We start from the raw sequence: 26,201 nt of genomic DNA, 5'->3' as shown, positions 1-26,201 counted from the left end.
GACGGTTTGTGTCAGCGAGCGGTCTTGTTCAGACCATTGACAGGCGCGTCTTGCGCAGCGGCGCTGGCCATGAGGAATCAATCAATAATTCATCCTCAATCGACAGTTCGATATCAACTGCGGCTGCGTTCAATTCCAGGTGATGGGGAGTGACGGCCTTGGGAATGGCGATCACGCCGTCCTGCCGCAGTACCCACGCCAGGCTGATCTGCGCCGGGGTGGCGTCGTGGCGTTCGGCGACCTCAAGGATTGCTGGGTTCATCAACAGATTGCCCGCCTGGCCGATCGGGCAGTACGCCATCAGCGGCATCCTGGCGGTTTGCATCCACGGCAGGAGGTCGTATTCGATGCCGCGTTCTTCCGGGTTGTACAGCACCTGATTAGTGGCACAGCCGCCGCCAAGGCCCAGCGCGTCCAGCTCAAGCAGGTCGGAAACGTCGAAATTCGATACGCCCCAGCGGCCGATCTTGCCCGCTTCACGCAGACGCTCGAAGGCCTCAATGGTTTCTTCTAGCGGGTATTGACCGGCCCAGTGCAGCAAATACAGATCGATACAGTCGGTCTTCATGCGTTTGAGGCTGCGCTCGCACGCCGCCGGAATGCCTTCGCGGCTGGCGTTGTGGGGGTAGACCTTGCTCACCAGCATGACCTCGTCGCGGCGCCCGGCAATGGCTTTGCCAACCACTTCCTCGGCGCCGCCTTCGCCGTACATCTCGGCGGTGTCGATCAACGTCAGGCCGAGGTCGATGCCCAGTTGCAGCGCCGAGACTTCCGCCTCGAACTGATGGCGGTCCTCACCCATCTGCCAGGTTCCCTGACCGATAACGGGGACGATTTTGTCTGCCAGTTCAAGCGTGCGCATCGGGGGTGCCTCCGGGCGGATAGGAATGAGTGATTAAGAGTCAGGCAGTACCGGTCGACAGGGGTTCAATCTCAAGCAAGTGCGCGGTGAGTGAGTGGGATCGCATGTCCATTGTAGGACCGGCTTCAGCCGGGAAGAGGCCGGTGTGAACGCCATTAATTTGCGGTGTGGCGACCGACGCCTTCCCGGCTGAAGCCGGTCCCACAAAGAGTGCGCGGCAACTAGCGAGAACTTACTTATGCCCGCTTTCCCAACCCCCGCCCAACGCCAGGAACAGGTCGATCTGTCCCATCGCCACTTGGGTGTTCGCCGCCGCCAGTTGCGCGGTGATGTCGGTGTAGGTGCGGGTGGCTTGCAGGTCGGCAAGGAAGGATTCGCGGCCAGCGAGGAAGAACTGGTGGGTCTGGTCCGCAGCCTGTCGCGCCGACTCCTCGGTTTCGACCAGCGCATCGCGGCGTTGCAGCAGGGCGGTGTACTGCGACAGCCCGGTCTGGGCTTCGCGGATGGCGTTCAGCACCACGCCGTCAAAACGCGCCAGCGCCACTTGATTCGACGCTTCGGCGATATGAATCCGCGCCCGGGCGCCATTGGACGGGATGGTCCAATTGATCACCCCACCAAAGCCCCAGCGGTTGGTCGACGGATCGCCCAGCTCATCAAGAATCCCCACAGTACCCACCGTGGCGCCGATGCTGATGTCGGGGTACAACTCGCCCGTCGCCACACCAATGGCCGCCGTCGACATTGCCAGGCGGCGTTCTGCCTGACGCACATCGGGGCGCCGCTTGAGCAGCGCGGCGCCATCGCCCACCGGCATGACTTGAGCGATGTGCGGCAGCTCGGCGCATTCCGCCACCCCTTGGGGCAGTTGATTGAGCGGTCGGGCGAGGAGCATCGACAGGCGATACAGCGCCGACTTCTGCGCCGCTTCGTAACGCGGCAAATCGGCACGCAGCGACCGGAACTGGGTTTGCGAGCGCGTCACCTGGGTTTCATCGCCTCGGCCGGCATCGCGCAGGCGTTGGGTCAGGCTCAAGCTCTGCTTCTGCAGGTCAAGGGAGTGCAGGGCGATGTTGCGTTCTTCGTTGGCGGCACACACCTGGGTGTACGCGCGGACCACATCGGCCACCAGCGTGATGCGCGCCGTGTCGGCAGCCGCCTGGGTCGCGTCAGCATTGGCCTGGGCCGCTTCGATGCCGCGCTGGAGCACGCCGAACAGGTCGAACTGATACGACGTGGTGAGGCCGACATCGCCGACGTTCGCCACCGGGACTTTCTCCGGTTGCAGGTAGGCCTGACCGGACTCCTGCAAACGTTGCGCCCCCGCTTTCGCGGTGCCGCTCCAGCCACCCGCCGCATCCGCCTCGCTCATCTGAAAGCGCGCCCGTTGCAGGTTCGCAGCCGCGACGCGCAGGTCAGTGCTCGACACCAGCGCCTGACGCACCAGCTCATCGAGTTTCGGATCGTGATACAACCGCCACCAGTCAGCCGGCACCGGCGCCGACACCACATTGGTCGACGAACCCGCCAGCTCGCCTTGCAGATCGGGACGATTCACGGCGGCTTCATCGGGCAGCTTGTAATCCGGGCCAACCACGGTGCAAGCCGACAGCAGCAAGCCCATGCCCACGGTCAGCAGGCGTGCGCGGTGTTTCATTTCGGCGCTCCTGGCTGGCTCGGTTGATCACTGCTCTGATCGCCCGCATCGTTGTCAGCGCGCGCGTCATCGATGATCGACACCGTCGCCGTCCGCCCGGCAATCATGCGGAAGTCCGCCGGCACTTCATCAAACGCAATGCGCACCGGAATCCGCTGGGCCAGTCGCACCCAGCTGAAGGCCGGGTTGACGTTGGGCAGCAGGTTCGAGCCGCTGCTGCGGTCGCGGTCTTCGATGGCCGCGACGATGCTCACCACATGGCCACGCAGGCGCGCGTTGTCGCCGATCACGCGGATGTCCACGCCGGAGCCGATGTGAATCCCGTCCAGTTTGGTTTCTTCAAAGTAGCCGTCGATGTGGAACGAGTTGCTGTCCACCACCGACAGCACCGGGTGCCCGGCGCTGACGAATTCGCGGTCGCGGGGCGCGCGGTCGTTGAGGTAGCCGTCCACCGGGCTGCGGATCACCGAGCGGTCCAGGTTCAGTTGTGCCGAATCGACGGCCACTTGTGCTTCGTTCAACGCCGACAGCGCGCGGGCTTCCCTGGACTGGCTTTCTTCCAGCTGCTCGCGGGCCACCAGATTGCCGAGGCTGCGGTTACGGCGGTTCTCGCGCTGGGCCTGTTCCCAGGTTTCCTTGCGCTCGGCGACCGTGGCCTGGGCCTGGCGCAAGGCGAGACGGAAGCGGTCCTGGTCAATGGTGAACAGCAACTGGCCTTTCTTGACCAACTGGTTGTCGCTCACCGCGACCTTCTCGATCAGGCCCGAAACGTCCGGAGCGATCTGGATCACGTCGGCGCGGATGTGCCCGTCGCGGGTCCAGGGCGCGTACATGTAATACATCACCATGCGCCAGACGACGATCGCGGCGAGGGTGACAACCAGCAGGGTCAGGACCACGCGGCCCAGCGTCAGTAGAGGTTTTTTCATTTCATCAGGTATCGACTTAGGGTATCCACGACGCCGAGCAGCAGAGCGTATAGACCGACGTTGAACAAAGCCCGGTGCCAGACCAGGCGGTAGAAGCGGGCGCGCGTCAACACGGCGTGCACCACCAGAAAAATCAGGTAAGCGATGCCCATCAGCACCAGAAAGGTCGGCAGGAAAATCCCGCTGATGTCCACATCACCGATCATAACGGCGCTCCATCGATGCCATAGGGCGGTTGTTCTTCCTGCTCGGCGAGCACATCGACGATCTCCACACCCGGCAGCAGCGCCAGGCGCAAGCCACTGAGGGCGTGCAGCAGATTCAGCCGCGCCGCGTCGTCGCTTTCGCTGTTAAACGTCAGCGCGCGGCGGGCGCGGTCCATGGTCATCAACAGACCTTTAGGGGCAGGCAAACGCTCCCGAGCTTTCAGGCAGGCCCGAAAGTGCGCGCCGACTTCGGTCGCCACTTGGCGCAGCAACTGACGCGGCGCCGGGTCAACCCGCGGCATGTACGCCAGCAGGTCCAGCATGTTCAGGGCGACGCGTGCTTCGCGCAGTGCGCTGGTGGAATCCTGCGCGGTGATCGCCAGGCGCGGCAGGTGCTGCATCAGCCGGTCGAGCATGCGCACGCCCATTTGCCGGTGCTCGGCCAGCGTTGCTTCTTCGCTGAGGGAGACAATGTCGCGCCAGCTGAAGCGGGTCATGCGCTTGGCCGCCACTTCGGTGCCAAACGGCCTGACGATCAGCGTCCAGACGAAGGCGAATGCCAGACCCGCCGGCCCGGCCAGATTGGAATTGACGAAGTTGACGAAATCGGCGTCGTAGGCGCTCTGGATGCTGATGAAGGATGAGGTGTTGACGATGGTCAGCAGCGTGCCGAGGTAGAACTTCGGCTGCACGGTCAGCGTGCCGACGCAGATAAACGGCACCGAAAACGCCAGCACCAGCATCGGGAAGTCGTGCAGGTTGGGCAGCACCACGAACAGATAGAGGCTGGCGAAGATCACCGACATCATGGTCCAGAAGAAGAAGCGGTAAATCTGCGGCGCGGGATCGTCCATCGCCGCAAAGAAGCTGCACGACACCGCCGCCAGCGCCACCGCGCTCGCGCCATCCTGCCAGCCCAGCAAAATCCACAGCGTCGACGCGACAATGATGGCGCTGACGGAGGTCGCCACCGAATACAGCATCATGCCGCGATCGAGAAACGGCGACAGTCGGCCCAGCCGCCAATGGCGATACACCGCGCGCCATGCCGAGTGATCGTCGGTCTCGATGGCGTGTTGCAGGCTGCGGCAGTCCTGCCACAGGTCGATCCATTCGCGCAGGCGATACAGCACGTTCGACAGCAGCAGGTGCCGGCGATCGTCGATCTGCGCAGGCGTCGGTTGCAGGCGGTCGAGCTCGTTGTGCAGCGCTTTCCAATACTTGATCGGCGCGCCTTCGGCGGTTTGCTCGACCCAGTCGCGGCATCCGATCAACAGCGGCGCGAGGTCGGCGACGTGCTCGGGCGAACGCCGCTCCAGCGCCCAAAGGGCGTCATCCAGCGCATCGATGACCGGCAGCAGGTGAATCATCCGGCCACGCAGCTCTTTGGCATTGCGCACGGTCTGGCGATGAGCGCCTTCGTGGGGCAGCTGGCCAATCATCAGCTCCAGGCTGTTGAACGTGCCGACCATGGCCGTGCGCAGGCCGCCAACCGCTTCCGGCGCGGCGCTGCGGGAGAGGAACAGATCGCTGTAGGCCGACGCGTCCTTGAACCACTTGCCCATTGAATCGACCAGCACCGGCGCCAGCCGACGCGGCCAGAACATCGCGCCGACCACGGCCGCGCAGACGATGCCGAGGAAGATCTCCTCGGTGCGCGAGACGGCGATGTCGAACACTGCCTGCGGGTTGTCGACCACGGGAAAGGAAATCAGCGGCATGGTGTAACCCGCCAGCATCAGCGCGTAACTGTTGGCGGTGCGCAAGTGCAGGGAGAGGAAGAGCAGGGTGCCGGTCCACAGCGCGATGACCACGGCCAGCAAAAACGGCGTTTGCACGAACATCGGCACCAGCACCACCGAAGCGGCGGCGCCGAGCAACGTGCCGGCCGCGCGGTACAGCGCTTTGGAGCTGGTCGGCGCCACGAACGGGCTGGAAACGATGTACACCGTGGCCATCGCCCAGTAAGGGCGGGGCAGTTCCATCATCAGCGCGATGTACAGCGCCAGCATTGAGGCCGCGAACGTGCGCACGCCGTAGAACCAGTCGCGGCCCGGCGGTACGCCGTCGAAGAACCCTTTGAGCATGCCGCTCAAGATGGCGACTCCGGCGCCATCGGCGTGGCCTGGGCGATGGCGTTGAACACGCGCAACGTCGCTTCCAGATCCGCCGGGTCGACGTGACTGAAGATATCGCGGCGCAGGCGGATCAGCTCTTCCTCGATAGAATTGGCCAAGGCGCGGCCCTCGTCGGTCAGGCTCAAGGCCTTGGCGCGGCGGTCGGTGGGGTCTTCGGTGCGTTGCACCAGTCCGGCCTTGCACAGCTGATCGAGCAGGCGCACCAGTGACGGGCTTTCCAGCCCGCAGGCCTGGGCCACCGTCACCTGACGCACGCCCTCACCCAGGCGCGCGATCATCAGCAACGGGCCGGCGCAAGCTTCGCTCACGCCGACGTTCATCAACGTGGTCTGGCAGACGCGACGCCACTGCCGGGAGGCCGCAACGACGCCGCCGGTGACGCGCATATGGAGGGTGTCAGGGTTCATGGGAAGGCCATTGAAACGGTACGTGGGTTTGGTTAGGAACTGAATGATTAGTCGCTGCATTATTAGGTTGCTAACTAATAATATCTTGTAACACTGTGGTGCCGTCAAATGGAATCTAGTGTGAGAGGCCGGGCGGATTGTCGCAGGGGGTTGGTCCGGATTTTCAGCCAAGCGCGAGGGGGCGTCAGACCCCTATGACCGCTGAGCAGGATGAAACAGAACGCTGGAGCAGGCATTTTGAGGCACCGTCTGTCGGGTGGGGCCTCGCCGGCTGAACTAATTTTCTGAGCGCCGTCTAAGCGTTCTCCAAAAAAATGGCGCCAAATAAATAGCCTTCACCGCCCGGTTTCCGCTGGCTGGGCAAATCAAGAGGGCAATGGGCCACTTTTAGTCGGTACTGGCATTGTGCTGGCCTTACACGCTTCTCCAGGCCGCTCGGCGGTTTCTTGACTCCGGGGACGACTAAAGATAAACCGGTTCAGCCGATAGCAAAGACGACGGGAACGGCAGTTACAGGCCTGTTCCAGACACCTCCTTTGCTGTGCGCAACGCGCACCATGAGTGCACCATGATCGATCTCGCCATTTGGAATCTTTCTGTACCGGTCGGTATCCCGGCCGCCACCATCGACACACCAAGATTGGTGGGCGGCTACCAGGATGGTTACTTCCGTTCAGGGAACACTTTGTTCTTCTGGGCACCAGTCACCGGGTCAAGGACTGACAACGCGATCTATCCCCGTACTGAATTGCGCGAAACCTACGCCAACGGTGCGGTGCACAACTGGGTCTACTCCCAGGGGGACAATTTTCTGCGCGCAGCGCTGACCGTGGATCAGGTGCCGTCGACGGGCAAGATCGTCATCGGCCAGATCCACTGCTACGGCAGCACCGAGCCGCTGATCAAGCTCGAGTACCAGTACAAGGAAAAACTCAAGAGCGGCAACATCGTCGTCAAGTTTCGCCTGACGCCGACGTCCGAGCCCGAAGTGATTCAGGTCGCGACCGGCGTGCTGCTCAAGGAGCGCTTCACGTACACCATCCACCTGACCGCCGCCGGCAACCTCACGGTCAACGCCCATGAAATGCAATGGGGCGCCAAGCTTGACCCGGCGTGGAGCGGCAAGCCGCTGTACTTCAAGGCCGGCGTGTACACCCAGGACAACACCGGGTACGCCACCGAAGGCGGGGCGGCGACGTTCTATAAATTGCAGGCGACCCACGACAAGAAGGCGTGAGGCATTTGGGTGCGGATGCGGGAGTGATCAGTTAGCGGCACTTCCCGAAATGTCGGCCGACACAAGAAAACCGTGTAGGAGCGCGCTTGCCCGCGAAGGCGATATGCCTGTGCCATCAATGTTGCCTGACCCACCGCTTTCGCGGGCAAGCGCGCTCCTACAGGGATCACGCCAAGGCAATGAACCTTCCGATGGCGCAGATTTAAATCTGCTGTAGCCGGCCTGCGGGCGAACGGGGAAACACCAGCTCGAAACAGATCCGCCCCGGCGCAGGCTGGTTGACCGCCACTTCGCCGCCATGCAGCTGCATGATCGCGGCAACGATCGCCAGGCCCAGTCCATTGGAATCGGAGCTCTGGTGACGTGAGGCGTCGCCGCGATAGAAGCGGTCGAACAGCTTGCCCAGGGTGGCGTCGTCCAGCGTCGGGCCCTGGTTCTCCACTTCAATGCGGCAGTGCTTGCCGCTTTCCTTCACGCGGCTCTCAATTACCCGAATGTCAATCACGCTGCCTTCATCGGCGTAGCGGATCGCATTCGCCACCAGATTGCTCAGCGCCCGGCGCAGCAACAGTGGATCAGCCTCGATCTGCGCCTCGCCTTCGGTGTGCAGGGTGATTTCACGTTCATCCGCCAACCCCTCGAAATAGCCCGCCACCCGCTGCATCTCGTCCGCCAGGTTCAGCGTCTGGCGATTGAGCGCCGCCTGGGCTTCATCGGCGCGCGCCAGGAACAGGATGCTTTCGACCATCCGCGAGATGCGCTCCAGCTCCTCCAGATTCGACGCCAGCAGCGCCTGATATTCATCCTCGGTGCGCGGTTGCCGCAGCGCCACCTGGCAATGCCCCATCAGCGAGCCCACTGGCGTGCGGATTTCGTGGGCCAGGTCGGCGGAAAACTGCGTCAACCGCTGATAGCCATCGGCAAGCCGGTCGAGCATCGCGTTGTACGCCTCACCCAGTTGCTGCAGCTCAACCGGCGTGTCGCGGTTGTCCATGCGGCTGTCCAGTTGCGCCGGGGTGATGGCCGCGGCGTGGCTGGCCATTTTGCGCAACGGCCGCAGCCCCCGGCGCAGCAACGCGTAACCGAGCAGCGCGGTGACCATGAAGGCTAGCGCCACGGCAAAGAGGATGCGATTGCGGAAACCCGCCAGGGTGGCCATTTCCTTCACCGCGATGTGCGCCGCCGTCAGATGCACAGTCTTGCCGCCGGACACCGCTTCGACCGTCGCCGCGCGCATCGGCACCCCTGAATCAAGCATGCCGCTGCGCATGTCGGCCACGCTCAGCGGCATGTTGGCCGGCACCACCGGCATCGGCGGCAGCGGCGCGTGCAGCGGATTGACCATGATCACCGCAGGCTTGCCCGGCTCGGCAATGATGAAAATGTCGTCCTCGCTGTCGAGCATGTTTTCAAACAGCTGCGGGCTGCTTTGCAGCGTGGTCAGGGTCAGGTCGTATTGCAGCAGTTTGCGAAAGTGATCCAGCCGCGCCAGCACCGCATGGTCGCTGCGGGTCATCACCGCACCCTTCATGGTCTCGTAGAGGTACATGCCGGCACTGGCGACGGCGAGCATGGCCACCACCGAGAACGCCAGGGTCGCGCGCAAAGTCAAAGATGGCTGGCGTCGGGCTCGCATGGCCGCACCTCGCAGACGTAACCGATGCCGCGCACGGTGTGGATGAGTTTGATCGGGTAGGGCGTGTCGACTTTGCTGCGCAGGCGCTTGATGGCCACGTCGACGACGTTGGTGTCGCTGTCGAAATTCATGTCCCAGACTTCCGAAGCGATCTGCGCCCTCGACAGCACGTCGCCCTCGCGGCGCAGAAACAGATGCAGCAGCGCGAATTCCTTGTTGGTCAGGGTGATGACCTGTTGCTGGCGCGTGACCCGACGGCGCAGCAGGTCCAGTTCCAGATCGGCCAGATGGAAATGATCGGCCTCTCGCACCACACCGCGACGCAGGATGGTGCGGATGCGCAGGAGCAATTCGGTGAAGGAAAACGGCTTGACCAGGTAATCGTCGGCGCCGAGTTCGAGGCCCCGAATGCGGTCCTGCAGCTGATCCCGGGCGGTGAGAAACAACACCGGCACGTCCTGCTTCGCCCGCAGGATTTCGATGATCTGCCAGCCGTCGATGCCGGGCAGCATGACGTCGAGCACCAGCAGGTCGTAGCTGTGCTCAAGGGCCATGTGCAGGCCGTCGGTGCCGTGCTGGGTCCAGTCGACTTTATAACCGGACTCGGTGAGGCCTTTCTTCAGGTACTCGCCGGTCTTGGTGTCGTCTTCGATAAGCAGAATGTGCATCGTCGGTCAGGCTCGCTTCACGTCATTGGCAGCGTCGCCGGCGTGGGATGTCGGATGTTTCGGCAGGTGGGGTCATCAGATTGGGGCAGAAGGCGCCAAGGGCTGCAGGCCACGCCGGATGTGGAGTGTAACCAACTGATGGCCCGCGGTCGGTTACATTTTTGTCATTGATCGGCGCCTGAACCGACGCACTGATTGGTCTTGTGCTTGAATGACAAAAATGTAATCGGGCGGTCATTGTCGGGTGCCGGTTGCGGGTACAGGATGGCCGTCATGCAACACACATGACGCTTAGCTTCAACTTTCCCCAACTGCCTGAAGGAATCCACCGATGAAGATGAAGACAGCCCTGACCACCACGTTCGGCATGCTCATGCTCAGCGCCGCCGTCATGGCTTCCGCCGCCGGCATGGCCGCCGGTGACATGCCAGTGGTCAAGCCACTGCGCGGCACAGTCGACAGCGTCGACAGCAACACCCTGAATTTCACCACCCGCTCCGGCGCCCACCAGAGCATCGGCCTGACCGACAAGACCGGCATTCGTCTGGTTTCCAAGACTGACATCGAGTCGATCAAATCGGACAGCTTCATCGGTTCCGCCGCGATACCCCAGGCCGACGGCACGCTGAAGGCGCTGGAAGTGACTGTGTTCGAACCAAGCCTGAAAGGCAGCGGTGAAGGCCACTACGGTTGGGAAAATGCTGACGGCAGCACCGGCACCATGACCAACGGCACCGTCGGCAAGCTGAGCAAGGCCAACGGCCGTACCCTGAGCGTCGGCTACAAGGGCGGCGAGAAGCAGCTGGTCGTTCCGGAAGACGTGCCAATTGCCTACGTTCAGCCGGGCAAGGTCGATGAGCTGGTCAAGGGCGCGAAAATCGTCGTGTTCCCGGGCGAAGACGGCAAGACCGCACGCGGTGTCGCAGTCGGCAAAGACGGCTTCCAGCCGCCGATGTAAGCGGGTTGCGGCGTCTCACGGCGCCGCAGCGCATTGTGTAGGAGCGCGCTTGCCCGCGATGACGGTGTGCCAGGTTATCCCTCTGTTGCAGGCATACCGAGTTCGCGGGCAAGGTGAAGCGCCACCCCGGTCGCTCCTACAGCTGCTGATGTACCGAATTCATCCGTGATGAGTCTCGCACCATGAAAAAAACCAGAATTCATCCATGGCCCATCCGCCTGACGCACTGGATCAATGCCTTCGGCATGGTCTGCATGTTCATGAGCGGGTGGGGCATCTATAACGCGTCGCCGCTGTTCAGCTTCTCCTTCCCCCGGGATTTCACCGTGGGCGGCTGGCTGGGTGGCGCGCTGGCGTGGCACTTCGCAGTGATGTGGCTGTTGGTGATCAACGGCCTTATCTACGTGCTGTATGGCCTGTTCACTCGGCACTTCAAGCGCGACTTTCTGCCGGTCACCCCCACGGCGGTCAAGCGCGACATGCTTGATGCGCTGCGCTTTCGTCTCAAGCACGAGAAGGGCGTCTACAACGCCGTGCAGCGCCTGATGTATTGGCTGGTGCTGGCCGCAGGCGTATTGATCGTGCTGACGGGGCTGGCGATCTGGAAGCCGGTCCAGTTGCAGGAATTGACCGCCGTGTTCGGCGGCTATGACTTCGCCCGGTACGTGCATTTTGCGGCGATGGCGTTCATTGGCGCGTTCGTGGTGGTGCACCTGGCGCTGGTGCTGATGGTGCCGAAAACCCTGATGCCGATGATCACCGGCGGTACGCGTGGGATTGAAAGCGGGAAGGTTGAGCATGATTGAGCCTAAAAAACGCGCCATTGCGCGCATCAAGCTGGAGCCGGCCCAGCAGATCCAGCTGGAGAGCCTGCAGCGTCGGCATTTCCTCAAGGGCGGCCTGACCGTGGGCGCGATGGCGATGCTCACCGGTTGTAATCTGCAGGACGGCGATCAGGTGGATAAGGTGCTGTGGAGCATGTCGCGCTGGAACGATCGGGTTCAGGCCTGGCTGTTCAGCGGGCAGAAGCTGGCGCCGACGTTTAGTAAGGATCAGGTCCGCAATCCGTTTCCGTTCAACGCGTTTTATGGTGAGGACGATATTCCCGAGCTGGACACGGCGGACTGGAAGTTGGGTGTGTCGGGGCTGGTGCGGGACAAGGCGCCGTGGACGCTGGAAGGGTTGCGCAAGTTGCCCCAGCGCAGCGATATCACGCGGTTGATCTGTGTGGAGGGCTGGAGCGCGATCGGGCAGTGGGGCGGTGTGCCGTTGCGTACGTTCCTTGAGCATGTGGGGGCGGACACGACAGCGAAGTTTGTCGGCTTCAAGTGCGCGGATCGGTATTACTCGAGTCTGGACATGCCGACGGCGTTGCATCCGCAGACGCTGTTGGCACTGGACTTTGCCGAGGTGGCGCTGCCGCCGGAGTATGGTTATCCGTTGCGGGTGAGGGTGCCGACGAAGCTGGGCTTCAAGAATCCGAAGCATATCGTCGAGATTGTGGTGAGCAATGATAATCCCGGGGGGTATTGGGAGGATCAGGGGTACAACTGGTTTAGCGGGATTTGATCCCGCGTTTTTCAGGATCAAGATCAAAGGCGTCTGCCTGGGGGCAGACCGTTTCGCCTTCGGCGAGTTACTTGGAAAAGCACCCCAAGTAACCAAGGGTGCCTGCTCCTGGTTGGGTTCCTCCTTCGTCGGAATACCCTCACTCCGACGACGCTCCGTGGGCCCGCGCCGAACGGACATCCATGTCCTGACGGCGCTCTCGCGGCATCCATGCCGCTCGGCCCACTGTGCGTCGTCTACGTTCGGCCTGCACCAAAGTCGCGTTCTGCGGTGTCTGGGCTTTCTGTGCATTAAGATCAAGATCAAGGGCAGATCAAGAGCTTCCCGGCTGAAGCCGGTCCTACAGAAACCGCGTTTATCCCCTTGCTGATCGTGCCCTCGCTCCGCGTGGGTATGCATCCCAGGACGCTCCGCGTCCATTCCCGGCTGAAGCCAGTCCCACTGAATGCACGCGCTGCTATTAGTGGGACCGGCTTCAGCCGGGAAGGCGTCGATCGTCACGCCGCAAAACCGATGGCGAACAATCCGGCCTCTTCCCGGCTAAAGCTAGTCCTAAATACACCGCGTTCACCGTAGGACCGGCTTCAGCCGGGAAGCTCTTGATCTGCCTTAAACGCGCTTTTGATCTTCATACACAAAAGGCTCAAACACCGCCAAACGCGACTTGGGTGCAGGCTGAACGCAGGTTTCGCGGAGTGGGCCGAGCCGCATGGATGCGGCGAGAGCTGCCCCCCGCCATGGATGGCGGATGGCAGCGGGCCCACGGAGCGAGACCGGAGTGAAGGAACCCCGACGGAGGAGGGGCCAAACCAGGAGCAGGCACCCTTGGTTACTTGGGGTGCTTTTCCAAGTAACTCGCCGAAGGCGAAACAATCTGCCGTTAGGCAGATGCTCTGGATCTGGCTTCGAACTCCCAACAACAAAAAAGCCCGCCTGCCAATCACTCGGCAAACGGGCTTTTCATCGCATCGAAATCAGTTCAGACCCAATTTCCCGCGCATCTGCGACAGATCTTCAGCCAACGTATTGACCGGACCTGCCAGCGCCTTGCGGTCCTGCTCCTTCACCTTATCGTACGTCTCGTAACCACCGTCCTTGGTCTTGTACTTCGCCAGGATCTTGTCCACCGTCGCAAAGTTCTTCTCGACCTTCGCCACGAACGCCTTGTCCGACTGCTCCAACTGCGGCTTGAACAGATCAACGATCTTCTTCGAACCGTCAACGTTGCCCTTGAAGTCATACAAGTCAGTGTGACTGTAACGATCTTCCTCGCCCGACAGCTTCGTCGCCGCCACTTCTTCCATCAACGCAGCAGCACCGCCCACGACCTTCTCCGGCGGGAAGGTAATGCCAGCGATGCGCGACTGCAGCTCTTTCACGTCAGCCAACAGCTTGTCCGCGAACACGCCCTGATCCCGGGTGCTGTTCTGCGAGAACAACGCATATTCCAGGCGGTGGAAACCGGTGAAATCGTCGGCCTTCACGCCGTCCTCGTGATCGTCCTCGCGGGAGTCGATCGACGCGTCCAGGTCACTGAACAGCTCGGCAATCGGCTCGATCGACTCATAGGACAGACGCGTGGTCGGGAACAGCTTCTTCGCGGTCGCCAGGTCGCCTTTCTTGATCGCGTCGGTGAACTTCTGTGTGTCGGCAGCCAGGGTGTCGACGTTTTCTGTCACGTAAATCTTGTAATCCGACACCGGCGTGACCAGGTCCAGCGGCGCGGTGGCGGCGAACGCTGACAGGGATGTCTGCAACACGCCAAAGGTAAGCAACAACGCGAGAGGCGACTTTTTCATAGAGCTTTTCCTGTGAGGTAAGGGGTGTCAGGCAGTTTTTGTTGTTTGGGCAGAGGCGGCCAACAGCGACCGGCCAATGAAGTCGTTGCTGTCGACCACGCCTGGCAGGGTGAAGAAATACCCGCCGCCCACCGGCTTGAGGTATTCCTCCAGCGGCTCGCCGTTAAGGCGCGTCTGCACAGTAATGAAGCCTTTCTCCAGATCCGCCTGATAGCAGATGAACAGCAGACCCATGTCCAGCTGACCGTTTTTGTTCACGCCGTTCGAGTAGTTGAACGGGCGACGCAGGATCAGGTTGCGCTGGGTTTGCGCCGTACGCGGGTTCGCCAGGCGGATGTGCGCATCCAGCTTGGTGACCTTGCCTTCGGGGTCTTTCGCGTAATCCGGGACGTCGGCTTCGGTCCTGCCGTCCATCGGCGCGCCGGTGGTTTTGACCCGGCCGAAGATGGCTTGCTGTTCCTGCAACGGGGTACGGTCCCAGCGCTCGACGAAGTTGCGGATGATGCGCACCGCCTGGTAGCTGCCATTGGCGGCCCAGGCCGGTTCACCGTTGCCCGGTTCGTCACTGCCCGGTTGTACCCAGACCAGCTCGTTCATGGTCTTCTGGTTGTTCGAGTCCGGATTGGCCGAGCCGTCGCGGAAGCCCAGGAAGTTGCGCGCGCTTTCCGGCGGCTGACCCGGTTTCAACGGGGCTTGGGCGGGCACGGTGCCTTCCTGTTTCCAGCGCACCAGCAGCAGGTCCGGCAGGTTTTTCACGATGTCGCGCAGGGCGTGAATGTTGCTGTCCTGGGCGTTCGAGCAGAATTGAATGCTCAAGTCACCGTGGCAGCAATCGGCTTCCAGCGCATCGTTGGGGAAACCGACCATGCGCTGCAAACGCTTGGGCTTGACCGGTTCCAGACCAAAGCGGTCGTCGAACAGCGAGTCACCCACCGACACGGTAATGGTCAGGTTGTCCGGCGTGACCACCGGGCCGAGGATGCCGGAATCGAGTGGTGGCAGTTTCGGATCGACCTGGGGCACCGGGCCGCCGGTCATCAGGAACGCAATGCGCTCGTTCAACGTGCGAAACATGCGCTCAAGATCCTCGCGGTCCTGCGCCAGCACGTCGAAGGAGACCATCATCCCGGCGGTTGGGCGCGGGGTGACGATGCCGCTCTGATGCGGGCCATGGAACGCGTTGTGGTCCTGGGTCTTTTCGCTTTTCGGTGCTTCGGTGACCTGCGCCGGCGCGGTCGCTGCGAACGCGTTGCCGGTCAGGCTGGCACCGGCCACCGCTGCGCCCGCAGCGCCAAGGCCCAGCAGGACGCGGCGACGGTCTGTGGAGATCGGCGCGTTTTTTGAATCGGAGTCTTTCATGTGAATGCTGTCTTCGCTCTGGTTTCAGGGCCGGGCGGGTGCATGGGGCACCCGCCCGGGCACGCTCACAGGCCTGAGAGGCCGAGGGCCGGATCGATTCCATCGAGTGCGTCGGCCAGTGCCTTGGCCTTGTCTGCTATCTGTTTTCGTTGTTCGGTGCTGACCTGGTCGTACGGCTTCAAGCCGTCGGCGGTCTTGAGCATCAGCAATTGGTCATCCAGTGCGGTGCTCGCGGTATCGATCTTTTTCAGCACCTCGCCGGACGACTTGGCCAGCAGCGGACGCAGAAGGTCGATGACCTTGCGCGTGCCTTCCAGGTTGGCGGCAAAACCGTTCACGTCGAGGTGGCTGTAGCGTTCTTCTTCGCCGTTGTTGCGGACCTCGGCGATGCTGCGCATGTTGCGCACGACCATGCTCGCCAGTTGTTCCGGGGCGATGCTCTGGGCCAGCAATTGCTGTTTCAGGCTGGCGATGTCGGTTTGCAGCTTCTGCACGACCGGCGTCAGGCCCTCGACGGATTTCTGCGAGAACAGGCCGAATTCGATGCGATGGAAGCCGCCGAAGCCCGGGTCCTGCTCGCGTTTTTCGTAGTAATCGGCGCGGGCGTTGATCGCGTTGTCCAGCTCGGACAGGCGCTGCGCCGCAGGGGCGATGCGCTGATAGGCAGCACGGGCCGGCGCGTAGGCTTTTTGCGCCTGAGCCAGGTCGCCGCTGTCGATGGCTTGTTGCAGATCATTGACCGCGCGGATCAGCGCGCTGCTCTGGGTGCTCAGGTAGACGCGGTATTCGGACAGCGGGCCGATGAAGGCGACCATCGACGGACGCGCTTTGGCAGCGGCATCCGACTCAGCGGTCGGCGTCACGTGCAGGGTGCCGCGCGGGTTGCTCAGCAAGCCGCAGGTGATGGTGTAGTCGCCTGGCTGCAGGTTGGCGTTGATGACCTGGCTCAGGCCCGGAACGATGTTTTCGCGTTCTTCAACCACGAGCACGCCGTCGAGGATTTCCCATTCCACGGCGCGGTCCGAGGCGTTGACGATGCGGAAAGCGTTCTTGCCAGCCGGCACGGTGATCGAGTTCGGCTCGCAGTTCTTCGCGTTGATGGTCACGACGGTTTCATTGCCGCTGTTGGCGATGCGCTTTTGCTGCGCGGCCTGAGAGGCGAAATAGAACATGGCGCCCGCGGCGATCATCAAAATCACCGAGCCTGCAACGGCGAACTGCAAGGCGCGAGGGGGCTTGGCTTTCTTGGGAGGAAGGCCGTTGGCAGTGGAGTTCATGAGTGCCCTTATTTGTTCGTAACTGAAGAAGTGTGGCCGTGTTCATGGGCCGGACGGGTGGGCAGACTCACCACCCGCGCCTGGGGCTTGAAGAACAGGAACAGCGCAAAGAACAGGTACGCCAGGTACGCCGCCAGCACGCTGACGGTCGGCGCATCCTGATAGCCGAACATGCCGGCCAGCACCGAACCGGTCGGGCCGTCCATCGGCAGGATCGCGCTGATGTCGAACACCACGTCCTGGAAGTGGTTCCAGACCCCGGCTTCGTGCAGCGAGCGTACCGAATTGGCCAGAATGCCCGCCGCGACGACGAGGATGAACAGGCCGGTGTAGCGGAAGAACTTGCTCAGGTTCAGGCGCATGCTGCCTTTATAAATCGCGACGCCGATGCACACCGCAATGATCAGGCCGAACAGCGCACCCAGCGGGCCGGACATGCCTTCGCTCTGCTGGAACACGGCGAGCAGGAAAAACACGGTTTCGAGGCTTTCACGGGCGACGGCGAAGAACACCATGCCGATCAGCGCGTAGGTCTGGTTTCTCGACCCGGCCAGTGCGGCGTCCAGGGATTGGTGCAGGTCATGTTTGACCGAGCGTGCGACTTTGCGCATCCACACGACCATCGAACTGAGGATCACCACGGCAACAAGGCCGACGATACCTTCGAACAGTTCCTGCTGCTTTTGCGGGAATTCAGCGCTGACCATCTCCAGGCCACCGCCGACGAACAGCGCCAATGCGACAGCCAGAAACACGCCGATCCACACTGCGGGCATCCACTCGCCACGGCCGGTCTGTCTCAGGTAACTGGCAATGATGCCAACGATAAGCGCGGCTTCAATCCCTTCGCGCAGCATGATCAAAAGAGGAACGAGCATTAATCACCGGTGCAGATCTGATAGGGTGGGCGACGTGAATGCGTCGGGTAGCCATTCGCATTCAGCCAATGTGTAACATAATGATACTCATTATTGAATGGCCGCACTGGTTTTTTTGCAAAACCCTGCTTGTCGTGCAGGTGTTCAGCTGGCATTCAGGTGGGGGCGATTGACGGCCTACGGAATCTTGTCCGCCGCAGATGATGGGAACAGTCGAGATCTACTGTAGGAGCCGGCTTGCTGGCGAACCCGGCACGTCAGAAGAGGGCGATGTCTAAGCACGGACGCTTTCGCCAGCAAGCCGGCTCCTACAAAATTTGCGGCGACAACGTGTGCTTCATTGTCTCGACGAAGCGCAGCGCTGCGGGGCTCAGGTCCAATCCGGCTCGGGTGATAAGCCCGATCTCCCGGCACACCCCAGGATGCTCGACCCGCACCTGCGTCAAATCGCCGCGGCCTTCGTCGGCGGATTCCGGCAGCAGCGTCATCCCAAGGCCCTGCCGCACCAGCGCCATGACCGTTGACATGTAGTTCGCTTCCAGCCCGGGCGTCAGCACAAGCCCTTCTTCGGCAAATAACTGTTCCACCCGCTCGCGCACGCTGCTGTCGCGACCGGTGAGGATGATCGGCTGTCCGGCCAGCGCCTGCAGGGTGATCGAACCCTCGCGTGCCAGCGGATGATCAGCGGGGACAAACAGACTGAGCCGGTCGACCATCACCACGTCGAATGCCAGCCCGTGACCCATTCGCGCCCGCACGCCCAGCCCGAAATCCACTTCGCCCTCACGCACCAGCGCATCAATCCGCTGCGCCACCACATCCCGCAGGCGCACTTCAACGCCGGGGAATTGCTCGCGGAAGGCTTTCAGCATCGGCGGCAGCGTGCCGGAACACATCGAGGGCAGGGCGGCGATGGTCACCACGCCCCGGCGCAGCGCCGCCAGATCCCGCGAGCCGCTGACGATATTGTCCAGGTCCAGCAGCAGTTTCTCCATCGGCCCGCGGTTGTTCTGGCCGGCAGCGGTCAGGCTCACCTGGCGCGGGCTGCGCTCCAGCAACGCAACCCCGAGCCATTCTTCCAGCTGCTGGATCTGCACGGTCAGTGCGGACGGCGACAGGTTCAGCTCAAGGGCCGCCTTGGCAAAGCTGCCCGTACTGGCGACCGTGAGAAAGGCGCGAATGTGCTGGATCGAGTTCTTCATGGGGCAGTTTTCCAAACCTTCGTGGCACGACCTGATTCGGTTTTTCCGAACGCAGGATGCCGAACATTTCAATTTACAAAGCTTACTCCCGTTTCGATACTCGATGAAAACAACAACAGCTCGTCCCGCCGCACGCCGGTCAGGGATGACGAAGGATCAAACCATGCTCGCCACCCTCGGTGTCATTACCATCCTCTGCCTGCTCGCCGCCGTCATGAGCAAGCGCCTCTCGCCCCTGGTCGCCCTGATTGCGTTGCCCATCATCGCCGCGCTGATCGGCGGGTTCGGTCTGCAAACCAGCGGCTTCATCATCACCGGCATCAAGAACGTCGCCCCGGTGGTCGGCATGTTCGTGTTCGCAATTCTGTTCTTCGGGGTGATGACCGACGCCGGCATGCTCGACCCGATCATCGACCGCATCCTGCGCACCGTGGGCACGCGTCCTACGCGGATTGTTGTCGGCACTGCGCTGCTGGCGTTGCTGGTGCACCTCGACGGTTCCGGCGCGGTGACTTTTCTGGTGACGATCCCGGCGATGCTGCCGTTGTACACGCGGCTGGGCATCGATCGGCGGATCCTGGCCTGCGTCGCGGCGATGGCGGCGGGGGTGAATTTCCTGCCGTGGACCGGCCCGGTGCTGCGCTCGTCTGCGGCGCTGCATGTGCCGGTGTCCGAGCTGTTTCAGCCGCTGATTCCGGTGCAGATCGTCGGCCTGGCGTTTGTCTTCTTCTGCGCCTGGATGCTCGGGCGGCGTGAGGAAAAGCGCTTGGGGCTGGGCCGCTTTCAAACCACGGCCGAGCACATCGATGTGGTGCCGCAGCGGGTGCTGACCGAGCAGGAAGCGGTGCTGCGCCGGCCGCGTCTGTTCTGGCTCAACCTGCTGCTGACCCTCGCAGTCATGGGGATAATGATCTCCGGCTGGGTCGATCCGGTGGTGATGTTCATGGTCGGCACGGTGCTGGCGCTGTGCATCAACTACCCCAACGTCGACGCCCAACGCGCGCGCATCGATGCCCACGCCAAGACCGCCCTGACCATGGCCAGTATTCTTCTGGCGGCCGGGGTATTCACCGGCATCATGCAGGGCACCGGCATGCTCAAGGCCATGGCCGAAGTGGCGGTGGCGCAAATTCCGGCCGGCCACGGCAAGCTGATTCCGATGGTGGTGGGCTTCCTGTCCATGCCGCTGAGCCTGCTGTTCGACCCCGATTCCTTCTATTTTGGCGTGATGCCGGTGATTGCCGAAGTCGGCCGCTCGCTGGGCGTCGATCCACTGCAAGTGGCCCAGGCGTCGCTATTGGGCGTGCACACCACCGGCTTCCCGGTCAGCCCGCTGACGCCGGCGACCTTCCTGCTGGTCGGGCTGTGCAAGGTCGAGCTGGCCGACCACCAGCGCTTCACCATTCCGTTTCTGTTTGCCGCATCGGTGCTGATGACCCTGACCGCACTGTTGCTGGGAGTGTTTTAAATGAAGACATTACGTATCGGCTCTGGCGCCGGGTATTCCGGTGATCGCATTGAGCCTGCGGTCGAACTGGCCGAGAAGGGCGAACTGGATTACCTGGTTTTCGAGTGCCTGGCCGAGCGCACCATTGCCCTGGCGCAGCAGGCGCGGCTCAGCGATCCCGAAGCTGGTTTCGACCCGCTGCTGAGCGAGCGCATGCGTCGCGTGCTGCCGTTTGTGGGGCGTGGACGTGAAGCAGGCCAGCGTCGGCTGCGGCTGATCAGCAACATGGGCGCGGCCAATCCGCTGGCGGCGGCGCGGGAAGTGCGGCGCATCGCGGTTGAACTGGGGCTGCATGGGCTGAAGGTCGCAGCGGTGACCGGGGATGACGTGCTTGCTGTTTTAAAGGCGAGCCCTGAACAGGTGCTGGATAACGGCGCGACCATTGCTTCACTTGGCGACCGGTTGATCTCGGCAAATGCTTATTTGGGCGCGCAGGGAATTGTCGAGGCACTGAAGGCCGATGCCGATGTGGTGATCACCGGCCGGGTTGCCGATCCTTCGTTGTTTCTCGCGCCGCAGCTCTTTGAGTTCGGCTGGGCAGAAGACGACTGGACGCGGCTGGGACGCGGCACGTTGATCGGCCATCTGCTGGAATGCGCCGGGCAGATCACTGGCGGCTACTTTGCTGATCCGGGTGTGAAAGAGGTGCCGAATCTGGCGCGCCTGGGGTTTCCGCTGGCTGAAGTCGACGCCGAGGGCAGGGCGGTGATCAGCAAGGTCGCCGGCTCCGGCGGGCGGATCGATACAGCGACCTGCACCGAGCAGATGATGTATGAAGTGCACGACCCGGCGGCGTACCTGACCCCTGACGTGACGGCGGATTTTTCCGGCGTGTCGTTCAGCGTGGTTGAGGCCAATGAGGTGCGGGCTGAAGGCGCCGATGGCCGCGCGCGTCCGCAGACGCTCAAGGTGTCGGTGGGTTATCTCGACGGCTGGATCGGCGAGGGGCAGATTTCCTACGGCGGGCCCGGCGCACTGGCCCGCGCGCAACTGGCGCGGGACGTGGTGCTGGAACGTTTGCAACTGACCGGCGTGGTCTTCGATGACGTGCGCGCCGAGCTGATCGGCGTGGACGCGTTGCACGGTGCGGCGCTGGGATCGCGGACGGCGGCCGAGCCGTGGGAGGTGCGCCTGCGGGTCGCGGCGCGCTGTGCAGACAAGGCCGAAGCCGTGCGCATCGGCAATGAAGTCGAAACCCTCTACACCAACGGGCCCTATGGCGGCGGCGGCGCGACCAAAGGCGTGCGTCAGGTGGTGGCCGTGGCGTCGCTGCTGATGCCACGGGATGCCATCAGGGCGCAGGTTCATCTGGAGGACGCATCGTGAGTACCGTGAAATTGCGTGAACTGGCCCATTCCCGGACCGGCGACAAGGGTGACACTTCGAATATTTCGGTCATCGCCTTCAAGCCCGAAGACTATCCGCGATTGCTGGAGGCGCTGACGGTCGAGCGGGTGGCTGAGCACTTTGCCGAGCTGCTGGGGGACGATGCCCCACGGGTGCTTCGTTATGAACTGCCGAAGGTGCATGGGCTGAATTTCGTGCTGCCTGGCATTTTGAAGGGTGGCGTTACACGATCATTGGCGCTGGATGCCCACGGCAAGGCGCTGGGGGCTGCGTTGCTGGACATCGACGTTTGAGATCGCCGGATTCGCGGTGCAGCGGCCGACGCCTTCCCGGCTAAAGCCGGTCCTACGGGGTGCGCGCGAGTCTTTAGTGGGACCGGCTTTAGCCGGGAATAGGCCAGTGATCACGGCGCATTGGCCGGATGGACCCACGGTCAATGAATGGCGGTCGACGCGATATCTCGGTTGGATGAGATCAACCTGTAGGGGCGCGCTTGCCCGCGTAGGTGGTGTGTCAGCCCATCGATTCGTCACAGGCAGTACGCGTTCGCGGGCAAGCGCGCTCCTACAATGGAGTGTGGCAACGCACACAATCGTCGGCTTATACAAAATCCGTAGGAGCCGGCTCGCTGGCGAATGCGTTGGATCTGAAACGACGATGTCTACCGACACACCGCTTTCGCGAGCAAGCTCCAACAGGTCTTGCGTCCACCGCAAATTTTCGGTGTACCCCGATCAACTGTAGGAGCGCGCTTGCCCGCGAAGGCGGTGTGTCAGGCAATCGATTCGTCACAGGCAGTACGCGTTCGCGGGCAAGCGCGCTCCTACAATGGAGTGTGGCAACGCACGTAATCGTCGGCTTATACAAAATCCGTAGGAGCCGGCTCGCTGGCGAATGCGTTGGATCTGAAACGACGATCTCTACCGACACACCGCTTTCGCGAGCAAGCTCCAACAGGTCTTGCGTCCACCGCAAATTTTCGGTGTACCCCGATCAACTGTAGGAGCGCGCTTGCCCGCGAAGGCGGTGTGCCAGGCAATCGATTCGTCACAGGCAGTACGCGTTCGCGGGCAAGCGCGCTCCTACAATGGAGTGTGGCAACGCACGTAATCGTCGGCTTATACAAAATCCGTAGGAGCCGGCTCGCTGGCGAATGCGTTGGATCTGAAACGACGATCTCTACCGACACACCGCTTTCGCGAGCAAGCTCCAACAGGTCTTGCGTCCACCGCAAATTTTCGGTGTACCCCGATCAACTGTAGGAGCGCGCTTGCCCGCGAATGCGGTGTGTCAGGCAATGGATTCGTCACAGGCAGTACGCGTTCGCGGGCAAGCGCGCTCCTACAATGGAGTGTGGCAACGCACACAATCGTCGGCTCCTCCAGGGTTTTGCGTTTCGGCGCGCATCCCTGTCACTTCTGATTCAACAAAAACACCACATACCCGCGAAACCACGGGCTGTCTTGCAGATACCCGGGCGCTTGCCATTCCCCGCCTTGCACCAGACCGATCCTGAACGGCAGCCCCATCCGGCTGATGCGCGGCAGGTACGCGGCGTAGTCGGGGACGCTGTGGCGGCCCTGGTACGTCTGCACCACCACTTCATCGACTACGCCGTTCAACTCGCTTATCGCCTGCGAATCCGCGTTGCTGCTCCAGTCCATCAACCCGGTGATGCTGAGCTTCAGCTCAGGCTTCAGGCGCTGGCGCAGGTCCTTGAGAAACACCACGTAGTCCTGCAAATAACGGGTGCGCGCATCGAAATCAATCTGCACGCCGGCGACCGCCGTGCCCGCGTCCCGCCAGCGTTGCACCTGGCCCAATAGCTGTTTGTAAACCGGCTCGGGCCAGCGCAGGGTGTGGGCGCGGTAGACGATCCACACCTCCCGCTGGGGCAGACGCGTCACGCTCATCCCCTGGGCAATCAGCGCCGCCGTTTGCCGATCACGACGGGTTGCGCTGATCTGGCCTTGCAGCACATACAGCGTCTGCGCCCGATCCAGCACCGGCTGCGTCGCCACGCCGCTCCACAGCCAGAAGGCATCGTGCTCGCGGGCGTCCACCGCCGCCCAGGCCACGCCGTTGCTCAAGCCGACGAGCATCCAGGCGCACGTCAGCACACGCAGCCGCGCGCGAATCACCAGTAATACTGCAGGGATTTGCCCCAGCTGGTGGCGCCGTAAGTGGTTTTCAGCTGCTTGAACCAGCCCTTGCGCACGGCCGGGGCAACGTCCTTGCCGCCGCAACTGTTGTAGCCAGAAGGCGCGTAGCAGTTGATCGCGCGGAACAGCGCGTAGGTCTTGTCGTCCCGCGCAGCTTTGCTGTCGGCGATCACTGTCTGATAGCCGTTCAGGCGCGAGAACACCTCGCCCTTGAAGCCGGGTTCGCTGCTGCCCAAATCACCCGCATCGGGCTTTCTGTCCAGCGGCATGCCGTCCAGGGCGTTGCGCAGGATGAACTCACCCAGGCAATTCAACCCTTTGGCGTCCTTGTCATTGACCTGCAACGCGGCGGCGATCTCGCCAATGCTCGGGCAGGCGTACCCCGACTCGGCCTTGGCGCCGTTCCAGCGGAACAACTGCAGCGTCTGGGCGGCGTCATAGACGTAACCCAGGCTGGTGCCGAGTTTGGTGGCCGCAGGCGGCTCCGGCAGGGTTTTCAAATCATCGGCGAACGCGGCGTACTGGCTGTGCAGCAGCTCTTTGTAGAGCAGGACGAACTGCGCAGTGGCCTTTTCGGTGTCGCTGATGCCCTGACCGATCTGCTGGCGCAGCAGCGCCGCGTCGGCCACCTTGCCCAGCAGAATCAGCCGCACTTGCGCGGACTTGATCGGCGAATCGCCGGTGAACACCTGAGCCAGTTGCCCGCTGCGCTCATAGTTCATCGCCAGCGCCAGTTCCAGCTGTTCACGCTGTAAAGGTTGCTGCGCCAGAGGCAGCAGTTTCAGCCACAGCGCTTGAGAGCCGGGCATATCGTTGCCCGCTTCCAGGGCCAGGCCGCGCAGGGTCTGTTGGCTGAAGGCCAGATAATCCAGTGTTTCGGGGACGTCGTTCGGCAAACGCTTTAGCGCTTCGGCCGGTTTCTTGTCGACGTAGAACGCGAAGGCCGCCTGCAAGTAATCGAACATCGCCGGTTGCTCCGCGAACAGCGCTTTTTGCGCATCGAGCTTTTCACGGGTTAGCCGGTTCGGCAGGTCCGGACGCATGATCATCAGGTCATGGGTGGCGGTCATCAACGGCGATGGCGTGGCGTCGTTCAGCGCGGTCAGCAGTTTGTTGTCGGCTTCCTGAATCAACGCTTCCGGCGAAGCAGACGCGCGGGCTTCGCCGGCTTCGGTCAGTTGCCAGGCGTAATCGGCCGCCAGTTTGTCGGTGTCTCCTGCCAGCCAGTGGACCCGGCGCAGCAATCCGGTGGCGGAGCGGCTGTAGCGGCCGTCGGGGTAAGCGCTGAGGTACTGCTCGATGGCTTGAGCGACGCCTGCATAAGCGGCGCGATCGTGGTCTTCCTTCAGGCTGCCGTATTCGTCGAACGCATCCTGCTGAGCGGCGTTGAGCCGGGTGCGGGCGACCATGTACAGCGCCGTTTCCTTGAGCCACGGCTGCGTGATGTCGGCGAGGCCGTTGAAGCCGTTTTCGGCATCGCTGAAGCGCCCGCTGTAGAAGTCCGATGCCGCACGAAGGTAGGCGACGAACGCCTTGGCTTCGGGCGACTGAACATCGGTCGGCAGCAGGCTGGCCTGTTTGTCCGCCTCCCAGGTGCACGCGTCCAGCAGTTGCAGGCGGGCGCGGGCCAGGGATTGGCGCTCGGTGGCGGACAGCCCTTCGGTGTCGAGCAACTGGCCGATGAAATCAGCGGCGCTCTCATCGCGGTTACTGCGGCAGCGGCTGCCTTCGCCCTGCAGGAAGGCCTGGCCTGCGGTGTCGTTGCTGTCGCGGCTCAGGCTGAGCTTGCCCAGCAGGTCGCCCATGGCGGCGGCGCCTGACTCCTCGCTTTCGTCGCCCTCGATCTCCTCATTCACCACCCGAAACGCGGCAAACGGCACCGCGCCGTAGCCCTCGGCCAGTTCCTGCTCGGTCAGCGCGTTGGGCTTGAGCGTCAGCGCCTTGCGATCGGCCAGCAGCAGACGCAGGTTGACCCGGCTGTCGTTGCCGGGCGTGAGGAAGGGCAGGTTGTTGCAGACGTCCAGCGAATCGCGCAACAGCGACCAGGTGGGGTAGCAGGAGTCATCACTGCTGGCCTGGGCCTGGCCGCCCATCGTCGCGCCAATGATCAAAGCAAGAGGAGTCAGGGAGCGGATACGCATGAACAATCCTTGATTTCGCTACGTAAGAGGAGGGTAAGCACGGCGAATGATACAGGGTGTTTCGCCTGATCCACCGAAGGCCACTGGCACCTGATTCAAAATTATTTTCAGATTGATGTGAGGTAAACCGCGTTGGCGTACGTGTAGTGAGAATCAGATGCGTTTCGTAACGGGCGCATCGCTTCTCGACGCCTCAGGTTCTTGCTTCCATGACAGCTCAATCCGGTTCTCGCGTGTCCGCTTTCCCCGTGCTTCGTCCTGC

Annotated in this window: 22 protein-coding genes; 7 read left to right on the top strand and 15 right to left on the bottom strand. The window is 62.5% G+C overall.

Going from position 1 to position 26,201, the window contains the following annotated elements; translation table 11 throughout:
- Nucleotides 1–28: 28 nt before the first annotated feature.
- The 6 genes from L4G42_RS08710 to L4G42_RS08685 form a co-directional block, all read right to left on the bottom strand.
- Nucleotides 29–862, bottom strand: a complete 834-nt coding sequence (locus L4G42_RS08710; protein ID WP_237251391.1) for an aldo/keto reductase — start codon at nucleotides 860–862, stop codon at nucleotides 29–31.
- Between the two features lie 232 nt (nucleotides 863–1,094).
- Nucleotides 1,095–2,519: an efflux transporter outer membrane subunit gene (locus L4G42_RS08705; protein ID WP_237251390.1), complete on the bottom strand. Its 1,425-nt coding sequence runs from the start codon at nucleotides 2,517–2,519 to the stop codon at nucleotides 1,095–1,097.
- Complete coding sequence (locus L4G42_RS08700) at nucleotides 2,516–3,448, bottom strand: efflux RND transporter periplasmic adaptor subunit (protein WP_237251389.1); 933 nt, start codon at nucleotides 3,446–3,448, stop codon at nucleotides 2,516–2,518. Before L4G42_RS08700 ends, L4G42_RS08705 begins: the two co-directional genes overlap by 4 nt.
- Nucleotides 3,445–3,654, bottom strand: coding sequence for a DUF1656 domain-containing protein (locus L4G42_RS08695; protein WP_065988670.1), 210 nt, complete (start codon nucleotides 3,652–3,654; stop codon nucleotides 3,445–3,447). Before L4G42_RS08695 ends, L4G42_RS08700 begins: the two co-directional genes overlap by 4 nt.
- Nucleotides 3,651–5,741 carry an FUSC family protein gene (locus tag L4G42_RS08690; RefSeq protein ID WP_237251485.1) on the bottom strand — a complete coding sequence of 697 codons (2,091 nt, stop codon included), beginning with the start codon at nucleotides 5,739–5,741 and terminating at the stop codon, nucleotides 3,651–3,653. The genes L4G42_RS08695 and L4G42_RS08690 overlap by 4 nt, the downstream gene beginning before the upstream one ends.
- Before the next feature lie 5 nt (nucleotides 5,742–5,746).
- Entirely contained in the window at nucleotides 5,747–6,199 is a 453-nt protein-coding gene (locus tag L4G42_RS08685) for a MarR family winged helix-turn-helix transcriptional regulator (protein ID WP_237251388.1), read from the bottom strand.
- 568 nt (nucleotides 6,200–6,767) lie between these two features.
- On the opposite strand from L4G42_RS08685, the gene L4G42_RS08680 reads away from it, so the two are divergent.
- The gene (locus tag L4G42_RS08680) at nucleotides 6,768–7,436 is read left to right on the top strand and encodes a polysaccharide lyase family 7 protein (RefSeq protein ID WP_237251387.1); all 669 of its coding nucleotides are present in this window, start codon (nucleotides 6,768–6,770) and stop codon (nucleotides 7,434–7,436) included.
- Between the two features lie 202 nt (nucleotides 7,437–7,638).
- Here the strand turns inward: L4G42_RS08680 and L4G42_RS08675 are convergent, their stop codons facing one another.
- The gene (locus tag L4G42_RS08675; protein WP_237251386.1) at nucleotides 7,639–9,072 is read right to left on the bottom strand and encodes a heavy metal sensor histidine kinase; all 1,434 of its coding nucleotides are present in this window, start codon (nucleotides 9,070–9,072) and stop codon (nucleotides 7,639–7,641) included.
- Nucleotides 9,045–9,740: a heavy metal response regulator transcription factor gene (locus L4G42_RS08670; protein ID WP_237251385.1), complete on the bottom strand. Its 696-nt coding sequence runs from the start codon at nucleotides 9,738–9,740 to the stop codon at nucleotides 9,045–9,047. Before L4G42_RS08670 ends, L4G42_RS08675 begins: the two co-directional genes overlap by 28 nt.
- Before the next feature lie 337 nt (nucleotides 9,741–10,077).
- Here L4G42_RS08670 and L4G42_RS08665 point away from each other — a divergent pair, with 337 nt between their 5' ends.
- The 3 genes from L4G42_RS08665 (at nucleotide 10,078) to L4G42_RS08655 (ending at nucleotide 12,267) form a co-directional block, all read left to right on the top strand.
- Nucleotides 10,078–10,698, top strand: a complete 621-nt coding sequence (locus L4G42_RS08665; protein ID WP_237251484.1) for a hypothetical protein — start codon at nucleotides 10,078–10,080, stop codon at nucleotides 10,696–10,698.
- 182 nt (nucleotides 10,699–10,880) lie between these two features.
- Entirely contained in the window at nucleotides 10,881–11,504 is a 624-nt protein-coding gene (locus L4G42_RS08660; protein WP_237251384.1) for a cytochrome b/b6 domain-containing protein, read from the top strand.
- Nucleotides 11,497–12,267, top strand: a complete 771-nt coding sequence (locus L4G42_RS08655; RefSeq protein WP_237251383.1) for a molybdopterin-dependent oxidoreductase — start codon at nucleotides 11,497–11,499, stop codon at nucleotides 12,265–12,267. The genes L4G42_RS08660 and L4G42_RS08655 overlap by 8 nt, the downstream gene beginning before the upstream one ends.
- 974 nt (nucleotides 12,268–13,241) lie before the next feature.
- Here L4G42_RS08655 and efeO (L4G42_RS08650) read toward each other — a convergent pair.
- The 5 genes from efeO (L4G42_RS08650) to L4G42_RS08630 all read right to left on the bottom strand — a co-directional run bounded on the left by efeO (L4G42_RS08650) (nucleotide 13,242) and on the right by L4G42_RS08630 (nucleotide 18,782).
- The gene (gene efeO, locus L4G42_RS08650) at nucleotides 13,242–14,066 is read right to left on the bottom strand and encodes an iron uptake system protein EfeO (RefSeq protein WP_237251382.1); all 825 of its coding nucleotides are present in this window, start codon (nucleotides 14,064–14,066) and stop codon (nucleotides 13,242–13,244) included.
- Nucleotides 14,067–14,093: 27 nt separating this feature from the next.
- Nucleotides 14,094–15,425 (bottom strand): iron uptake transporter deferrochelatase/peroxidase subunit, encoded by a 1,332-nt coding sequence (efeB, locus tag L4G42_RS08645; protein WP_237251381.1) that lies wholly within the window; start codon nucleotides 15,423–15,425, stop codon nucleotides 14,094–14,096.
- Nucleotides 15,426–15,490: 65 nt separating this feature from the next.
- Nucleotides 15,491–16,702: an iron uptake system protein EfeO gene (efeO, locus tag L4G42_RS08640; protein WP_237251380.1), complete on the bottom strand. Its 1,212-nt coding sequence runs from the start codon at nucleotides 16,700–16,702 to the stop codon at nucleotides 15,491–15,493.
- A gap of 8 nt (nucleotides 16,703–16,710) precedes the next feature.
- A complete protein-coding gene (efeU, locus tag L4G42_RS08635) occupies nucleotides 16,711–17,580 on the bottom strand; it encodes an iron uptake transporter permease EfeU (RefSeq protein WP_237251379.1) in 870 nt (289 codons plus the stop codon).
- Between the two features lie 308 nt (nucleotides 17,581–17,888).
- Complete coding sequence (locus L4G42_RS08630) at nucleotides 17,889–18,782, bottom strand: LysR family transcriptional regulator (protein ID WP_237251378.1); 894 nt, start codon at nucleotides 18,780–18,782, stop codon at nucleotides 17,889–17,891.
- 145 nt (nucleotides 18,783–18,927) lie between these two features.
- On the opposite strand from L4G42_RS08630, the gene L4G42_RS08625 reads away from it, so the two are divergent.
- The 3 genes from L4G42_RS08625 to L4G42_RS08615 are packed head-to-tail and all read left to right on the top strand — an operon-like array spanning nucleotide 18,928 to nucleotide 21,929.
- On the top strand, nucleotides 18,928–20,250 hold the full coding sequence (locus tag L4G42_RS08625; RefSeq protein WP_237251377.1) for a CitMHS family transporter: 1,323 nt from the start codon (nucleotides 18,928–18,930) through the stop codon (nucleotides 20,248–20,250).
- A complete protein-coding gene (locus L4G42_RS08620; RefSeq protein WP_237251376.1) occupies nucleotides 20,251–21,615 on the top strand; it encodes an acyclic terpene utilization AtuA family protein in 1,365 nt (454 codons plus the stop codon).
- Nucleotides 21,612–21,929 (top strand): AtuA-related protein, encoded by a 318-nt coding sequence (locus tag L4G42_RS08615; protein WP_237251375.1) that lies wholly within the window; start codon nucleotides 21,612–21,614, stop codon nucleotides 21,927–21,929. The genes L4G42_RS08620 and L4G42_RS08615 overlap by 4 nt, the downstream gene beginning before the upstream one ends.
- 1,119 nt (nucleotides 21,930–23,048) lie before the next feature.
- Here L4G42_RS08615 and L4G42_RS08610 read toward each other — a convergent pair.
- Both L4G42_RS08610 and L4G42_RS08605 read right to left on the bottom strand, forming a co-directional pair.
- Nucleotides 23,049–23,738, bottom strand: coding sequence for a DUF3142 domain-containing protein (locus L4G42_RS08610; protein WP_237251374.1), 690 nt, complete (start codon nucleotides 23,736–23,738; stop codon nucleotides 23,049–23,051).
- 35 nt (nucleotides 23,739–23,773) lie between these two features.
- Complete coding sequence (locus L4G42_RS08605; RefSeq protein WP_237260760.1) at nucleotides 23,774–25,939, bottom strand: PA5441 family protein; 2,166 nt, start codon at nucleotides 25,937–25,939, stop codon at nucleotides 23,774–23,776.
- Nucleotides 25,940–26,201 lie beyond the last annotated feature (262 nt).

Source organism: Pseudomonas petrae (assembly GCF_021728295.1).
In the GTDB taxonomy this organism is placed as follows: Bacteria; Pseudomonadota; Gammaproteobacteria; order Pseudomonadales; family Pseudomonadaceae; genus Aquipseudomonas; species Aquipseudomonas petrae.
This window is presented reverse-complemented; position numbering and strand designations above follow the sequence as displayed.

Bases quoted from the DNA above. Each gene is read 5' to 3' on its own strand.
- L4G42_RS08710 (WP_237251391.1), bottom strand. From the start codon at position 862: ATGCGCACGCTTGAACTGGCAGACAAAATCGTCCCCGTTATCGGTCAG.
- L4G42_RS08705 (WP_237251390.1), bottom strand. From the start codon at position 2,519: ATGAAACACCGCGCACGCCTGCTGACCGTGGGCATGGGCTTGCTGCTG.
- L4G42_RS08700 (WP_237251389.1), bottom strand. From the start codon at position 3,448: ATGAAAAAACCTCTACTGACGCTGGGCCGCGTGGTCCTGACCCTGCTG.
- L4G42_RS08695 (WP_065988670.1), bottom strand. From the start codon at position 3,654: ATGATCGGTGATGTGGACATCAGCGGGATTTTCCTGCCGACCTTTCTG.
- L4G42_RS08690 (WP_237251485.1), bottom strand. From the start codon at position 5,741: ATGCTCAAAGGGTTCTTCGACGGCGTACCGCCGGGCCGCGACTGGTTC.
- L4G42_RS08685 (WP_237251388.1), bottom strand. From the start codon at position 6,199: ATGAACCCTGACACCCTCCATATGCGCGTCACCGGCGGCGTCGTTGCG.
- L4G42_RS08680 (WP_237251387.1), top strand. From the start codon at position 6,768: ATGATCGATCTCGCCATTTGGAATCTTTCTGTACCGGTCGGTATCCCG.
- L4G42_RS08675 (WP_237251386.1), bottom strand. From the start codon at position 9,072: ATGCGAGCCCGACGCCAGCCATCTTTGACTTTGCGCGCGACCCTGGCG.
- L4G42_RS08670 (WP_237251385.1), bottom strand. From the start codon at position 9,740: ATGCACATTCTGCTTATCGAAGACGACACCAAGACCGGCGAGTACCTG.
- L4G42_RS08665 (WP_237251484.1), top strand. From the start codon at position 10,078: ATGAAGACAGCCCTGACCACCACGTTCGGCATGCTCATGCTCAGCGCC.
- L4G42_RS08660 (WP_237251384.1), top strand. From the start codon at position 10,881: ATGAAAAAAACCAGAATTCATCCATGGCCCATCCGCCTGACGCACTGG.
- L4G42_RS08655 (WP_237251383.1), top strand. From the start codon at position 11,497: ATGATTGAGCCTAAAAAACGCGCCATTGCGCGCATCAAGCTGGAGCCG.
- efeO (WP_237251382.1), bottom strand. From the start codon at position 14,066: ATGAAAAAGTCGCCTCTCGCGTTGTTGCTTACCTTTGGCGTGTTGCAG.
- efeB (WP_237251381.1), bottom strand. From the start codon at position 15,425: ATGAAAGACTCCGATTCAAAAAACGCGCCGATCTCCACAGACCGTCGC.
- efeO (WP_237251380.1), bottom strand. From the start codon at position 16,702: ATGAACTCCACTGCCAACGGCCTTCCTCCCAAGAAAGCCAAGCCCCCT.
- efeU (WP_237251379.1), bottom strand. From the start codon at position 17,580: ATGCTCGTTCCTCTTTTGATCATGCTGCGCGAAGGGATTGAAGCCGCG.
- L4G42_RS08630 (WP_237251378.1), bottom strand. From the start codon at position 18,782: ATGAAGAACTCGATCCAGCACATTCGCGCCTTTCTCACGGTCGCCAGT.
- L4G42_RS08625 (WP_237251377.1), top strand. From the start codon at position 18,928: ATGACGAAGGATCAAACCATGCTCGCCACCCTCGGTGTCATTACCATC.
- L4G42_RS08620 (WP_237251376.1), top strand. From the start codon at position 20,251: ATGAAGACATTACGTATCGGCTCTGGCGCCGGGTATTCCGGTGATCGC.
- L4G42_RS08610 (WP_237251374.1), bottom strand. From the start codon at position 23,738: ATGCTCGTCGGCTTGAGCAACGGCGTGGCCTGGGCGGCGGTGGACGCC.
- L4G42_RS08605 (WP_237260760.1), bottom strand. From the start codon at position 25,939: ATGCGTATCCGCTCCCTGACTCCTCTTGCTTTGATCATTGGCGCGACG.